17 protein-coding genes, 1 tRNA gene and 1 pseudogene are annotated in these 13,778 nt (G+C 62.6%); 3 read left to right on the top strand and 16 right to left on the bottom strand.

Translation table 11 applies throughout. The features are described 5' to 3' along the window. Nucleotides 1-64: 64 nt before the first annotated feature. The gene (locus ACHIRB_RS28415; protein ID WP_395126485.1) at nt 65-493 is read right to left on the bottom strand and encodes a nitroreductase family deazaflavin-dependent oxidoreductase; all 429 of its coding nucleotides are present in this window, start codon (nt 491-493) and stop codon (nt 65-67) included. Between the two features lie 21 nt (nt 494-514). Beyond that, nucleotides 515-1,780 carry an NADH:flavin oxidoreductase/NADH oxidase family protein gene (locus tag ACHIRB_RS28410; protein ID WP_395126484.1) on the bottom strand — a complete coding sequence of 422 codons (1,266 nt, stop codon included), beginning with the start codon at nt 1,778-1,780 and terminating at the stop codon, nt 515-517. Between the two features lie 120 nt (nt 1,781-1,900). Between ACHIRB_RS28410 and ACHIRB_RS28405 the strand changes: the two genes are divergently transcribed. The 3 genes from ACHIRB_RS28405 (at nt 1,901) to ACHIRB_RS28395 (ending at nt 3,657) form a co-directional block, all read left to right on the top strand. After that, on the top strand, nt 1,901-2,692 hold the full coding sequence (locus ACHIRB_RS28405) for a crotonase/enoyl-CoA hydratase family protein (protein WP_395118069.1): 792 nt from the start codon (nt 1,901-1,903) through the stop codon (nt 2,690-2,692). A 132-nt stretch (nt 2,693-2,824) separates the two neighbouring features. Further along, nucleotides 2,825-2,900 (top strand) — tRNA-Arg (locus ACHIRB_RS28400). Between the two features lie 247 nt (nt 2,901-3,147). Beyond that, nucleotides 3,148-3,657 (top strand): hypothetical protein, encoded by a 510-nt coding sequence (locus ACHIRB_RS28395; protein ID WP_395126483.1) that lies wholly within the window; start codon nt 3,148-3,150, stop codon nt 3,655-3,657. Here the strand turns inward: ACHIRB_RS28395 and ACHIRB_RS28390 are convergent. The 14 genes and pseudogenes from ACHIRB_RS28390 to ACHIRB_RS28325 form a co-directional block, all read right to left on the bottom strand. Continuing rightward, nucleotides 3,553-4,578: pseudogene (locus ACHIRB_RS28390) on the bottom strand (recombinase family protein); the annotation flags it as partial. The gene ACHIRB_RS28395 and the pseudogene ACHIRB_RS28390 sit on opposite strands and share 105 nt — an antisense overlap. Further along, nucleotides 4,575-5,246 carry an ImmA/IrrE family metallo-endopeptidase gene (locus tag ACHIRB_RS28385; RefSeq protein ID WP_395126482.1) on the bottom strand — a complete coding sequence of 224 codons (672 nt, stop codon included), beginning with the start codon at nt 5,244-5,246 and terminating at the stop codon, nt 4,575-4,577. The pseudogene ACHIRB_RS28390 and the gene ACHIRB_RS28385, both read right to left, overlap by 4 nt. A gap of 51 nt (nt 5,247-5,297) precedes the next feature. Beyond that, entirely contained in the window at nt 5,298-5,687 is a 390-nt protein-coding gene (locus ACHIRB_RS28380) for a helix-turn-helix domain-containing protein (RefSeq protein WP_395126481.1), read from the bottom strand. 153 nt (nt 5,688-5,840) lie between these two features. After that, nucleotides 5,841-6,491 carry an antirestriction protein ArdA gene (locus tag ACHIRB_RS28375; protein WP_395126480.1) on the bottom strand — a complete coding sequence of 217 codons (651 nt, stop codon included), beginning with the start codon at nt 6,489-6,491 and terminating at the stop codon, nt 5,841-5,843. Nucleotides 6,492-6,660: 169 nt separating this feature from the next. Next, the gene (locus ACHIRB_RS28370; RefSeq protein WP_395126479.1) at nt 6,661-7,023 is read right to left on the bottom strand and encodes a hypothetical protein; all 363 of its coding nucleotides are present in this window, start codon (nt 7,021-7,023) and stop codon (nt 6,661-6,663) included. 94 nt (nt 7,024-7,117) lie between these two features. Next, nucleotides 7,118-8,197, bottom strand: a complete 1,080-nt coding sequence (locus ACHIRB_RS28365; protein ID WP_395126478.1) for a DNA-methyltransferase — start codon at nt 8,195-8,197, stop codon at nt 7,118-7,120. Next, entirely contained in the window at nt 8,194-8,991 is a 798-nt protein-coding gene (locus ACHIRB_RS28360; protein ID WP_395126486.1) for a replication-relaxation family protein, read from the bottom strand. The genes ACHIRB_RS28365 and ACHIRB_RS28360 overlap by 4 nt, the downstream gene beginning before the upstream one ends. 194 nt (nt 8,992-9,185) lie before the next feature. Next, the gene (locus tag ACHIRB_RS28355; protein WP_395126477.1) at nt 9,186-11,399 is read right to left on the bottom strand and encodes a type IV secretory system conjugative DNA transfer family protein; all 2,214 of its coding nucleotides are present in this window, start codon (nt 11,397-11,399) and stop codon (nt 9,186-9,188) included. After that, nucleotides 11,389-11,631 carry a hypothetical protein gene (locus tag ACHIRB_RS28350; RefSeq protein ID WP_395126476.1) on the bottom strand — a complete coding sequence of 81 codons (243 nt, stop codon included), beginning with the start codon at nt 11,629-11,631 and terminating at the stop codon, nt 11,389-11,391. The genes ACHIRB_RS28355 and ACHIRB_RS28350 overlap by 11 nt, the downstream gene beginning before the upstream one ends. Nucleotides 11,632-11,809: 178 nt before the next feature. After that, nucleotides 11,810-12,016: a hypothetical protein gene (locus ACHIRB_RS28345; RefSeq protein ID WP_395126474.1), complete on the bottom strand. Its 207-nt coding sequence runs from the start codon at nt 12,014-12,016 to the stop codon at nt 11,810-11,812. Next, complete coding sequence (locus tag ACHIRB_RS28340) at nt 12,016-12,648, bottom strand: hypothetical protein (RefSeq protein WP_395126472.1); 633 nt, start codon at nt 12,646-12,648, stop codon at nt 12,016-12,018. The genes ACHIRB_RS28345 and ACHIRB_RS28340 overlap by 1 nt, the downstream gene beginning before the upstream one ends. Continuing rightward, nucleotides 12,645-12,923, bottom strand: a complete 279-nt coding sequence (locus ACHIRB_RS28335) for a hypothetical protein (protein WP_395126470.1) — start codon at nt 12,921-12,923, stop codon at nt 12,645-12,647. Before ACHIRB_RS28335 ends, ACHIRB_RS28340 begins: the two co-directional genes overlap by 4 nt. Continuing rightward, nucleotides 12,920-13,150 (bottom strand): hypothetical protein, encoded by a 231-nt coding sequence (locus ACHIRB_RS28330; protein ID WP_395126468.1) that lies wholly within the window; start codon nt 13,148-13,150, stop codon nt 12,920-12,922. Before ACHIRB_RS28330 ends, ACHIRB_RS28335 begins: the two co-directional genes overlap by 4 nt. A 40-nt stretch (nt 13,151-13,190) precedes the next feature. Then, the gene (locus ACHIRB_RS28325; protein ID WP_395126466.1) at nt 13,191-13,499 is read right to left on the bottom strand and encodes a hypothetical protein; all 309 of its coding nucleotides are present in this window, start codon (nt 13,497-13,499) and stop codon (nt 13,191-13,193) included. Nucleotides 13,500-13,778 lie beyond the last annotated feature (279 nt).

Genomic DNA, 13,778 nt, shown 5'->3' with positions numbered 1-13,778 from the left:
CGCCGAAAACACTCGCCGCTTGACTCTTAAAGCCTAGGGATGTCTCACGAGGCGCGGAGCGCCCTCAGTCCGTGAAGGTGATCCGAACGGAGATCGGATTCGTCTGCAACGCCCGAAATGTGTACCCGGCGAGTGCGCTGGCGATGCGGTTGTCGGCGAAGGTGCGTGCCCGAGCGTCGACGTCGTCGTCGGGTACGAACTCCGCATTTCCGCTACGCCATTCGTCGCCTCTGCGAAGTCGAACGCGCGGGTCGGCGGTGATGTTGCTGCCCCAGCCCGAGCGGCGACCGTGCTGCGAGATCACCCAGGCACCGGTCGCGTCGACGGAAACCGACACCGGCACCCGCCGGACCTGGCCAGTCTTACGACCGGTTGTCTCCAACTCCGCCATGATCGTCGAGCGGACCCCGACCTTGTCGAGAGCCGCGACGAGTGGATTGGCCACGTAGCGGCCGACCCCTCGTTCGAATCGGAATTTCAGTGGTGTTGCCATGTCGTCCTCCAGGTCGGTTGGTCAGCCACGTTTACGGGTGAACGCGCCGACGCCGTTGCGGTTGAGCATCGAGGTCGCCGTTCGCCACCACTGCCGATCGAGATCGGGTTCGAGCCCGTCGGCAAGCCTGTGCAGTTGGTCGGTGTGCCATTGCAGATCGAGAGCGCCGTCGAGGGCCTTGAGATCCGACACCAGACCGAGCGGCCCCCGCAGACCGAATTCGACGGACGGCGAGACCAGCTTCTCGCTGCGCGATTCCAGGATCACCGCGGCGGCGTCGGGGATTGTGCAGGTTGGTCGTCCGAGGCCCACGAGGTCGCAGTCGCCACCTGCAACGGCCGCTGCCATCGCAGTCCGCGAACGGAATCCGCCAGTGACGGCAAGAGCCACGTTGCCTGCAACCTCTCGCACAGTCTTGGCGTAGTCGAGGAAGTACGCTTCGCGTTCGAGCGTGCTCGCCGATGCGGACTTTCCCATCATTGCCGGGGACTCGTAACTGCCGCCGCTGATTTCGATCAGGTCGAGGCCCTCTTGCGACAGGGCGGCGACGACATCGCGCGACTCGTCTTCGGAGAATCCACCACGCTGAAAGTCTGCCGAATTCAACTTGATTCCGACGGCGAACCCGGGGCTCACACATTTGCGTATGGCACGAACGATCTCGAGCAGAAACCGCATCCGCCTCGCCGGGTCGCCACCCCATTCGTCTGTACGTTGATTCGCGAGCGGCGAAAGAAACTGTGCCACAAGATAACCGTGCGCTCCATGGATCTGCACACCCGAGAAGCCTGCAGTCTCGGCAACGACCGCCGTCGTCGCGAAACGCTCGATGATGTCTTCGATCTCGGCGGCGGTGAGTGCACGAGGCGTCATGGCACCTGGCACCTTCGCCGCTATTGCACTCGGACCGACAGGACGCTTCCGCGCAGTCAGCGGATTCGCTTGTCTACCTGGATGATTGATCTGCATCCAGAGTGGTGCACCGCCATCCTGTGCAGACTTGGCCCAGCTGCTCAGACCCTCCAGATCACGTTCGTCTTCGACGACGACGTTGCCGGGCTCGCCGAGTTGGGTCCGGTCGACCATCACGTTGCCGGTGACGATCAGGCCGTAACCGCCGTCGCCCCAGCGCCGAAACAGGGTTTCGAGACGATCCGACGGCCCGTTCCCTCGTCCACCGAGTGCCTCACTGAGAGCCGACTTCATCATGCGGTTCCGAAGAATCTGACCGCACGGAAGTTCGAGCGCATCGTTGAGTGTGGCTACTGTCGCCTCTTGTGCTGCCATGACTCCCTCGTCGACACTCGTCTATGCGTGACAGCTCGTCACGCTTGCTTGCGACGGTAGTAGAACGATCGGTATACGGCAAGTGCGAGCACCGGAAGTTCACTCGAAGAGGAGACGACGTTGACGGAGCACGAGCCCGCGGTAACGCTGCAGCGCATCGGCCGCACAGCCCTCATCACGCTCAACCGCCCGGATGCGATGAACGCCGTCGACGCCGCGCTGTCGATCGCGCTCGGTAACGCGGTCGCCGAACTCGCCGCAGACCCGGAGCTTCGAGTCGGCGTCGTCACCGGTGCGGGTCGGGCGTTTTGCGCAGGAGCCGATCTCAAATCACTCGCATCAGGCCAGAACATCATGGACAGCGACCACCCGGAGCGTGGCTTCGCAGGCTTCGTCAAGCATTTCATCGACAAGCCGATCATCGCCGCTGTCAACGGTTTTGCTCTCGGCGGTGGCACCGAGATCATGCTGGCATCCGACCTCGCCGTCGTCAGTGCCGAAGCAAAACTCGGTCTGCCCGAGGTGAAGCGCGGACTAGCTGCGGCGGCGGGTGGACTGTTGCGGCTGCAGCGCCAGATTCCGCTCAAGCTCGCCTTGGAAGTCGCGCTGACGGGCGATCCGATCGACGCCGACACCGCACTGCGATGGGGACTTGTCAATCGCGTCGTCCCGGCGGATCAGGTCGTCGAAACCGCGCTTGCGCTGGCCGAGAAGATCGCAGCCAACGCTCCCCTGTCCGTACAGGCGTCCAAGCGAATCATCTACCGCAGCGCGGAGTTCGGTTCGGAATGGAAAGACGACATCTGGGCCATGAGCATGCAGGAACTGGGTCCGGTGCTGATGAGCAAAGACGCAAGGGAAGGTCCGCGGGCCTTCGCCGAGAAACGCGAACCCAAGTGGCGGGGCATCTAGACCGAACGCGACGAACGGGCCATCAGGGCTCACTTTCGGCAAAAATATGACCACTGGTGACCCGTTCGATCCGATCGAATGTGCAGACGGCCGACCGTTCCAGATACACTCGCGCCCGTGTGAAGCACACTCGCCTTCGTAGCTCAGGGGATAGAGCAACCCTCTCCTAAAGGGTAGGTCGCAGGTTCGAATCCTGCCGAGGGCACCAAAGTAGTTTGTTTCAAACCTGCGCCACGAGGCGCAGGTTTTTGTGTATCTGGACCCAGGATCTCGGACAGGGTAGGCGTCCCTTCTGAAACACGCTGGTCAGCGGCCAATTCGGCATGTTGCTTCGCTGCCTCGGCGACCTCTGCACTCATCAAGGTCTTGAACGGTTCTGCGAGTTCCGTGCGAACTACCTCGTCCTCTACGAAGACGTGCGTGAAGAGAGCTTGGTTAAATAGGCGCCGCTGATAGTGCCCGGCTGCCGCGTATCCCCGGTCGCAGTTTACGGCGTAGTTGATCGCTTGCTTCAGGCACTTCTCGAACCTGTCGAACTGGATCGTTGTTGCGCTAAGGCGGTCTTCGATCCCAGCGAGTTGACGAGCAATCCGATCTTGCTCGGTCTTGAGAAGATCGAGCGGTACGGCTCCTGCGTAATGGGCCTGCAGGAGTCTGAGCCGTTCGCTTGTCAGTCGATCTTTCTGGACAGTCAGCTCACGATTGTCCGCGTCGGCGGTCGCTCGGAAGCTCTGCAGGTCATCAGATACGACTGCCTCGATCTGATCTGCAAGCTTCGGGTCGAGCCGGACCGATTCGTAGTGTTGTTCAATCCGTTCCTCGACCAACGTGATCAAGACCGCGCGCTGGGTGCAGTCGTGCGTCTTTTGATGTCGCCCAAGGCAAATGAAGTACGGATACACCGTTCCGTAGCGGTTCTTGGCATTCGTCACGATCATCCGGCTGCCGCAGCCGCCGCAGAATAACGAAGATTTGAGGTAGTGCGGGTGTTCGCGCTGCTTCTCCCCCGTCGCGTGCGACTGAAGCACGTCTTGCACTTGCTCCCACGTCACGACGTCGATCAGCGGTTGGTGTCGGCCCGGATAGGTAACGCCGCGGTAGGTAACTTCGCCCTTGTAGTACGGCGCGGTAAGGATCTTGTGCAGGGAGTTGTATTTGATCGCGCGTCCAGGCGTTCGCGGCGTCGGACGAGTCGTCAGCCCTCGTCTCTCCAGTTCGGCGGCAAGGCTTTTGAGCGTCCAGTCCCCTGTTGCGTAGGCGAGAAACGCCCAGGTAATCAGCTGCGCCCGCTCCGGATCGATATCGACGGTGCGTACTTCGCGTCCGTCTGGGTTGTCACGCCGAACGTTCCGATAGCCGAGGGGCGCTTTGCCTGGTGTCCCGCCGGTTTTTGCCTTTTGCTCCATGCCTTTGTTGACTTCGTGAGCAAGGTTGCGCGAGTAGAACTCGGCGATCGAACTCATGATGCCGTGCATGAGCATCCCGCTTGGCGTCTCATCGATGTTTTCGGTCGCCGATACCAGTTCGGCTCCGGCCTGACGAATCGCTAGGTTGATCTCGGCGTCGTCAAGGCGGTTACGAGCGAGCCGGTCGACCTTGTGCACGATCACGTAATCGACACGGTTCTCACGAATGTAGGTCAGCATTTCTCTCAGTTTGGGGCGATCGGCCGTCTTCGCCGATTCGCCGCGATCAGAGAACTCTTCGACGACAATCGCGCCAATCGTCTCCGCCTTTCGCCGATTCGCCAGGCGCTGCGCTGGGAGCGAGTAGCCTTCTGGATCGCCGTCACGTTCGGCTTGTTCCTTCGTGGAAACCCGGATGTAGGAGACGGCAGATTTTGCCGCCGCGCCACTTGCTGCCGGTTCCAGGACTGCTTGGCTCATGCCGACATCTCCTCTAACTTCAACGGGGCAAACCCTTTTCGTGTGCTCGGCGTCGCCACACCTTGCGGGTATGCGCCGTGTCGGTCGGACCATCGTGCTCGGTCCTCGATCAGTCCGGTCTGCCGAAGCCGAACCTTGATTGCCTGTTGGCTGACTTGGAACAGCCGTGCGAGTTCGGCTGGTCGCTGAATCCCGTTGCCCCAGGCGCGTTTCAGCAATCGGCGCGGGACAAGCAGGCAGCCCGCGAAGTAGTCGGCGGCGTGTTCGCCTTGCATGTCGGCCGAGACACGGGCGGTACCGCGGTAGAGGCTGTCGCGGCGGCCGTGGTCGATGATGTGTTTGTACTCGTGTGCCAACGTGAAGCGGCGGCGAAGCCACGAGTCGGCTCGGCTGAGCTGAATCACCCAAACGCCATTCCGTGTGTCCCAGAAACTTGCGCCCGATACAAGGCTGTCGGTGTTATCGATCCGAATCTTCGGCAACTCCGTGATCAGCTGACCGGGTATCGGTCCGTCCGTGAGGGCGTGCAGTTCGAGCAATTTGTTGGCTTGTAATTCGGCGATGCGGAGAGCTTCGGTAAACGTGACCGTCTCCCGGTTCGGAATGACCGATCGGAGGCTCGCCAACACACTTCTCGTCGCGCTGGTGTGGGTTCGTTGGTTGTTCATGGCATCGCCTCCTTTGTCCCGAATTGGGGTTAAATAGTTCGTCCTACATAGTTATTCGTCTTCTCCACGCATCGGCCCGCTGCTACGGTCGAACGAGATACCGTGCTTGCGGGCGATGTCGTCGAAGTGGGCTTCGATCTCGGCAACGGCATCGGACGGGAGTTCGCCGTACTTGGTGCGCAGGTAGGGCCGAATGGTTGGAAGTTCGGTTTTCGGCACCCATCCCGCCGCCGCGAACAGGTCGCTGGTTGGAATACCCAGCGCGTGCCCGATCGCCTGCAACACTTCCGCTTTGGGATTAGCGCGCTGGCCTTCTTCGATGCGCCATACGCTGCTGACGTTGATGCCGGCTCGTTTGGCGACCGCTGCGGTCGACAAGCCCTGCTGCTCGCGGGTGGTCCGTAGCAGCTGGGCGATGGTATCGATCTGTTCTGGCGTCATTGTTGTTGTCTCCGTTCGTATTTCCTATTGTACGAATGTTTATTGCCCTGGGGCAATGGTTCTGCACAATTCCACAACACCCGAATACGTTGGGCAGCAAAGGCTTTCCTACGACAAGGGCGCCAAAACGGCAACGACGTGATGTGAAGTTGTCTACGCTCGTTCGTCGAACAGCCAGACGCCGCCATCGCCCGTCTCGTAGGCGTTGATGTCGCCTTCGAGGTACAGGTCGCGCGCCAGCGCTTCCGTGTCGATCCGAACGTAGGGCCGCAGATTCGCGGGCACGTGTTTGTCGAGTTCGGATTGGTAGCCGAGATCGTCGATGAGCTGATCGGCGTAGTCCTGCAAGGAGTCGTAGCGGCCGAGGAAGGCGGTTTCGAAGTGGTCGAACAGTTCAGGGTCACTTTCGTGAACGTCCGCCCAGGCGGCGAAGGCGTAGCCATGCTCGGCGACGCCACGCGCAATCCGGGCCACGAGGCTGATGCTGTCGTATTCGTGGATCTGGACGGGTCCAAACTCGTCGTAGTCGTGAATCGCGAACTCTTCGGCGATTTCACCCTGATCCGGGCGGTGCATCGGCGACGTCGCCAGCATCGCTTGGATGTCGGTGTGGATATCGTCAGCGTCGCGGGCGGCATCGAGCCAGACGCCGTGCAAGTAGCCGTTGTTATAGGCGCTGAGGCAGGCGACGTAGATCCGCGGCGTCGGCGTTGGTTCGGTCTCCCGGTGTACTTCGCGCTCAGGGTTTGCCTCGTTGCCGGGTTGTTCATGGCCTGAATTATGTTGTGGCTGTTGTTCATTCATACTCACCTCCTTTCGGTGCTGTACTAAATCTCAATATTGGGAGCGGGGTTGGATTGCGCTCGGATCAGCAAGGTCTTGGTTTTGCGGGACCGGGCGGATAGCAGAGAGCGGGCGTACCACTCATCTGCCATCCGCTGGTCCTTTCACACCGGGTGGCGCTGAGACTGGCTCAGCTGTCCGGTGACACCTCACCCGCCTTTGCCCGACGCGGTGCCCGCGGTCTGCCGCTGGTCTCGTTCGAACTATCCGCCTGGAGCGGTAGTTCGGGTGAGCTGGCAAACAGCGTGGCGATGGCGTCGCGCCTGGCAACTGCCTCGCGCTCGATTTCCGCTTGCACGGCATCGGCGCGCGAACGCAGCTCCGGATCGTCCTTGGCCCGCGCAATGTGCGTGGTGATGGCGATCTGGATCTCGTCGGTGATGGTGCCGTCGCGCAGTTGCGCGATGAAGCTCAACTGCGCGTGGACATCTGGCCTGAGCTTGATACCCAAGGTCTTAACGCCCTTGGTTCCTTGCTCGTCCGGTAGGGACATCTCTATCTCCTTTCTCCTCGGTGCTGTGCGGTCGGTAAGGGGCTTGTGCCACTTACTGGGACGACCGCATGACACCGACGAGGCGGCCCGGCGCTCATGCGACGGTTCGCTTCGCGCTGGCGCGAGCATCGTTGGTGTGGCGGAGCACCCGAGCGGCCGCGATGCGTTCGACGGCAAGTGCAGCGAAGTCGGGATTGAGTTCGATCCCCAGCCAGTGGCGTCCGAGATCCTCGGCGGCAACCGCCGTGGTGCCGCTGCCGATGAAGGGATCGAGCACCATCCCCGGTTCGGTCGGCGCCGCGCAGAGGCAAGTCGGCGCCAGAGCAGTTCGGGTAGCGGTGCCACCGAGGGCGCGGATGACCCGTCGCCGCCACGGCAGCCGACAGGCTGTGCAGCGGGCTTCGGGGCAGCCGGCCATGATCGCCCGAGTCGCGAGGCTCAGTGGAAAGGTCGCGTGATGCGCTCCTCTAAAACTTGAGGTGGCGAGCGACCAGACGTCGCCGGGGTTCTTGCCGAGCGGATGACCGACTCGCCCTTCTGCCTTCACCAGGTCGAGGCCGCCGGCATTGTCACCGTTGGGACCGCGCCAGCCTTCGCGCTGCCGCGTCATCGGTGCGCGGGTGCCGCTGGCGTGGCTGCGATGCGGCTGTCGCACGCTGTCGAGATCGAAGAAGTATCCGGGATTCTTGGCCAGAACATAGACAACTTCGTAGGTGCAGCTGAGCCGATCGCGGGCATTGCTCGGCATGGGGTTGGTCTTGGCCCACACGATCTTGTTACGGACGAGCCAGCCGCGTTGTTGGAGTTCCAGTGCTAGTCGTTCTGGGGAGAGCAACAGACTCTTGCGGGCTGCGCCCTGCGACGAGTGCATCGAGTAGGTGTCGCCGAGATTGAGCCAGACGGTGCCGGTCGGCACGAGTACGCGGTGCAGCTCGGTGCAAACATCGAGAAGTCGCGTTACCCACTCGTCGACGTGGGCTTCCGTGCCGAGCTGCCCGTCGCTGTCGTAGTTGCGGAGCCGGAAGTACGGCGGCGAGGTCAGCACCATGTCGACGGAGCTGTCGGGCAGGTCGCGGAGCCGCGTGAGCGCGTCGCCGACCAATATCTGGTCTGCCGAGTTGCCGGCCTCGTGGGCAGCGGTGTGCCCAGTGCGTGGTTGTTTGGGTGCGGTCATGTGTCACCTCCTTTCTGAATGAGTGGCAATAGTTGGTCGGGTGCGACGATGCGAAACAGCGCGTCGGTCAGTGTGCGATCGGCCGCGATTCCCTTTCGCAGCGCGGTGCGGCGGCGCTCCGCCAGGGCGAGATCGCGGGCGGTCATGCTCCAGATGACGATCGGGAAGGCACCGTCGTTTCGCTCTTGTTCGGTGCCGGTGCGGCGGTAGGTTTCGTACTCGCGGCACTTCTTGAGCACGGTGGGGATGCTTTCGGTGCCGAGGTCGATTTCGACGAACCAGGCATCGACGAGCTCGCTGCCGCTTGCCGCGGTTTCGACGTACAGGTCGGGCTTGAGGACAAGTCGCGCTCCACCGAGCCCGACGTAGCGACGCCAGGCGGGCGGTTCGAGGTCGCAGCGCAGCAGGTCGAGAGCGGACGATCGGGCCGCGGCCGCCAGTTCGACGTGGGTGCTGCCGATGGCCAGTCGGTGGTCCATGAAGCGCTCGGTCGGTTCGTGCTTGCGGCGTCGGATGGTTGTCCCTGATTCTTGGGCCAGCAAACGGTTGCCGACGTCGTCGACGAAATGGACGAGACCGTTCGATCCGGCGCGGACACCACCGATGCGGCGGTGCAGGGTGCCCAGGACGGCCATGGCCCGCAGGCGCGCCAACGTGCGGCGGGCGATGCGCGGTCCCGATTTCGGGGCCAGGTCGGCGAAATGCAAGGCGTGGATCTGGTCGACCGTCATTAATTGGTGTTGTTGGACGGATCGCAGAATTGCCCAGTCCCGGTCACTCAGACGATCGGCCACGGCGGTGAGATCCCGGGCGGGGCGGCGTCCGCGTCGGCGGCCTTTGGGTGCTGTGGTGCCCGAATGGGCACCATCATTCGTCGCCACCGGGATCAGATTTTCGCCGTCTACCAGGTGTGATTGCGTTGGCGGATTCGACGGGAACGGGTGGGCGATCGGGTGGTGTGGCGGCTGAGGTGAGGGTTTGGGTGCATTCATGACTCTGTCCTCCGCCGACGTCGCGGAGCGCCGATGTCGTCGCTTCGGCCGCTCCCGCTGTGGCCGTCGAGCAGTTCGGCGAAGCCGACTTCGATGTCGTCGAGTGGTTGGCCGTAGCGTTCGCGACTCAGTCGACGAATGTCGTCCGGGTCACTGGTGGTCGGTGGCGCTGGCAGCGTGACACCCGAGGCCCACGGTTGAACCGAGTTGTCGCGCATCAGGCTGGCGTAGACGTGGAAGGCCGGCAGTCGGCCAAAGTCTTCGACGCCGAGCACCGATTGCCCGGCAGCCATATCTTTGGCGTCGCCCGCTTGCAGCTGAAAGCAGATGCGGGAGCGGGCGTTGTTACGGAAGGCATCAAGCATCGATTTGGGCAGTTGAGCTTCGAACTGATGTGCGAGATGAAGGCCCGCGCGAAGCGACCGGGAGGTAGCCATGACATCGGCGAGATCCGTCGGCAAGCGCAAGTAATCCTGCACTTCGTCGATGTAGATCATGACCGGCGTCCGCGTGCCCTCCAGTGTCCCTGCCCGTTCCCGGATGGCCTGCCACAGTTCGGCCACGACCAAGGCGCCGAGCAGTTCCGCCGATTCGGGGCCGATGACGCCTTTTTGCAAGGGGACGAGCAGGATCTTGCCTTCGCGCAGTACCTGGCGGATGTTGAACTTCGGGGTCCGCTGGGCGAGGACCGCCCGCAGATGTTTCGACAGCAATGGGCGCAGCTTGTTACTGAGCGGAGCCACAACCGTCGCTGCCGCTTCTGGTGACAGCGATTCGAACCACTGCCAGAACGGCCCGGACGCGAACGGGTCATCGCGCATGGCGTGCTGGGTCAGCGACCGGCGAAAGCCGGGGTTGGTCAGCAGCAGCGGCATCATGACGAGGCTGGCGTCGTCGCGTTTGGCCAAGACCTCCAGACAGTTCCGCAAAATGTCAGCGCTGCGCGGACCGAGACTGTCTCCGTACAGGGTGGCGAAGGTGCCGAACAGTGCGTCGGCCACCATTTCTGGCGTCCGGCCGTCGCGCGGAGAAGCGCCTGTGCGGCTGAGCGGATTGATGCCGACGGGTGCCGAGTCGAGTGGATCGAGCACGACCACATCGCCCTTGCGGAGTTCGGGAATGCGGGCCAGAACGTCGGCCACTAAATCTTTGGGTTCGATGACGACGACGGGCCGATTTGCTTCTAGGTCTTGGACGATGAGATTCAGTAGCACCGTCGACTTGCCGACGCCGTTCGGACCGAGGATCCATGTGTGGCGCAGCGCGTCGGTGACGCCGTAGCCGATGGTGCCCGTCGCGCCGGGCGCGTTGGCGGTCGCCACGATGCGGGTGCCTGACTGCATAGCGGGGGTGGGCCGGACCGGTTTCGGATTGCGAGGCGGTTGACCCGGAAACGGCTCGTCGCTGTCGGCGATCGGCCAGGCCAGTAAGTGACTGACTTCAGACACGTTCAAGTGTTGGGCGGGGGTGAACATGGCCCATGTCGAACGCGGTCGATTGATGCGCTGCGACTTCTCCGGTACCAGGGAGAGATGAACGCCGGCTGCCTCGACGGTGCCGATGGCGGCGGCGAGGCCGAGCAGCAGCGTCTTGCGTCGGTCAGCGGTTGACGCGTGCACGCCGATTCGCAGCGCCGCGGTGAAGCCGTGTTGCCCGAGTTTGCGAAGGAGCGCTTGGCGAGCATCCGCACGATCGTCAGGGAGGACACCGTGCAGCAGTTTGCTGGTGACCGTTTGGCTTGGTTTGTCGGGACGGGGCGGCGGCAGCGTTGGTTGGCGACGCGGTCCGAGCACGACCTGGATGACCAGGCGTTCACCCCGATTGACGCTGGTGAGAGCATTCAGGATGGAACGCCCGGAGGCGACGCGATCGGTGGGTTCGAGCGGTCGGGCGGTGCTGGTCAGCTTGAGCCGACGCGCGGTCGTGATCTGGTCCCGCTGCTCTGGGAAGCGGGTGACGATGCAACCGGCGAGCAGTTGCTCGATCGAGCGCCGAGTCGCCGACGCGTGTCGCAGTTGGCTGCCGACAAGGTATTCCACGCCGGTGACATCAGCGCGGGCTTCGAGCACGAGCTGCGGGGCGTGGCGCTGGGCGGCCCAATCGCGGAGCAAGCTCAAGACATCGGCTTCCGGAAGCGGGTGCGGCAAGAACAGCTGCTGCCACACCATCGAGTCGGCCGATAGCGGCGGGGCGGCCTGGTCAGTCGTCATGGTCGACCTCCTCGCGCTGCTTCGATCCGCTGGGTTCGGTTGCAGCAGCGTCACTCTCAGGGTTTGATGCCGCTTCGGATTCGGCTTCAGCCATGGCGATGGCAATGACCGCCCGGCTGAGCTTGCGCAGATCCGGCGGGTCGCGGCGGACGGCGCGGACGGTGATCCGACGCGCTGGTCGGGGGTTGCCGCGAGTGCCGCGTCGTTGATTTGGTCGTCCTGTTTTTGACATAGCTGTGCTCCTCGATGGAATGACGGTTGTTATTTCTCAGGCCGCGAATGCGTAGATTTGCTTTGAAGCAATGCCTGGTGTCACTAACTATGCGTTGCTTGAAAGCAAAGCTCAATAGTGTTGGTGCATAACACAACACCGAATGGAACGGTGCTTCTCGATACGGATTGTCACGGCGTCACCACCTGTTTCGCACTGTGCGAAATACAACGACGCCGCCGACGATGAGTCCGACGATGCCGATGACGCCCAAGATGACGAGCAGGGTCGGCAACATCGCTTCGAGCAGGGCGAGGGCGCAGTACAGCACGAGGGTGCCGAACAAAACGCTGACGCACCAGCCGACGCAGCGGTCGATCCAGCCGCTCGGGTTGTTGTCGCTCATCATGACCGTCCAGGTGACGCGATCGATGATGTGCGGCGATTGCATTTCACGCACAGGCAATAGGTCCGATGCGGCGTCGCTTCCGACGAGTTGGGTTGTGTCCCAGCACCGCTGCGCAGCTCGCCGAGCAGGCCGTGATCGAAGCCGGCCGTGACACAGCCGCGTACGAAGCGCCGCTGGTCGTCGGGAAACCGTTTGGCGAACGCTTGGACGTAGGCCTGGCCGGTCAGGTCGGCGTGCAGCAGGCGCCAGACCAGTGAGTTCGGCGGATGGCCTGCCTTCTTTAGTTCGCCGAGATGCCAGAGCGATAACTCCAACTCGTCGATTAAGTCGAAGCTCAGCCGACGCCGGACGTGGTTGACGTCGTGCCAGAATCGCAGCGCGACGTTCGCGAACGGATCGGTGTAGACGACGTCGTCCGAATTCTCGTCCGAAATGGGCAGCGGTTCACCGCTCGTCCACGAGTGCTCGAACGCCGCAAGCAGCGCCGGATACGTATTCGGGGCGGCGGGCGTCAGGACAAAACCGAAGCCGACATCATGCTCCGTCTGACTGGCTCGGTCGATGATGAACCGACTGAGCGTGTCGCTGGCAACGGTGATCTCGTCGCGGCCGGCATCGAGGTCGGTCATGACCGACCGCCCTTTCGAGACTCGTTGCGGAGCAGCTGCTGCGCCCGGGTGTAGGCGACATGGATGCGTTCGACGGCATCGGCGGCGTCGCGATCGATGCGTTGGATCTCGCGGATCGATTGTTCGTGTTCCTCTTTCGCGCGAGCCCGTCGTCGCCACCAGGCGTCGATCGGATCGACGACGAGCATGACCAGCCCGACGTAGGCCGCGAACATCGCGGCGTACAGGAGTAGCCAGAGCAGTAGGCAGAGGCCGAAGTCGCTGAGAGTGCTCATGAGGGCCACCGCCTGACCCATTCGAGGACAAGCCCGGAGATCTCGGCGTTGAGCTCGGAGACGTGCGTGCCACTGGTGGGTGCCTGGTCGAAGCGCTGCTCGGCGTAGCACTGGACGTCTTCGGTGAGCCGCAGCGTGCGATCGAGGACGTAGTTCAGGATCTCGCTCGCGACCCGGGGATCATCGGTTTCGGGAACCGTCGGTCGCAGCTCGTCGGCGACATTCATCGTGCTAATGCTGTTGTTGTTCATAGGAATTCGCCCTCGCCTACAACTGGAACCGGGACACTTCGTGCCCGACGTAGGAGGCGTACATGTCGACGATGTGGTTCAGGCGATTCGCCGTCACCGGATCACCGTCGGCCTGGAAGTTGGCTTCCCGCGACAACATGGCCGTCGTCTGCAAGCCAATCGCGGCGACCATGCCGGCCGCCTGAACGCGAGTGCCGGTGACGAGGCCACGGGCGATCTCGCGATTTTGGAGACGCGAGAGTTCCTTGCCTTCAGCACGGCTGAAGGTGTCGGGGATTTGGGTGCCCGTGAGCGAATTGCTCGGACGAGGGACAAGATTGGACATTTCAACTACTCCTTTTCTTGGGTGCGCGAGTCGTCGAGATCTTCTAGGTCTCGAAACCGTAGAAGCGAGTACGGGATCTTGTAGTCGGCCAACTTCTTTAGCCGAACATCGTCGCCCGGCTGAGGTAGCACCCACGGTGGAATCGGCGAAGCACTTGACTTATTCATTTCCGTCTCCTGGCTTTGTAGATCCGTTGCGCGACTACTTCGGTGCAACCCGCTAGCCTCGATCTTTCGTGAGTCCCGCGTGCTGTCCTGAGCGGTTTCGGATTGGGTGTTT

This window comes from Antrihabitans spumae, assembly GCF_043944905.1.
Taxonomy (GTDB): Bacteria; Actinomycetota; Actinomycetes; order Mycobacteriales; family Mycobacteriaceae; genus Antrihabitans; species Antrihabitans spumae.
The sequence above is the reverse complement of the archived record's forward strand: the minus strand, read 5'-3'. Positions and strand labels throughout refer to the sequence as shown.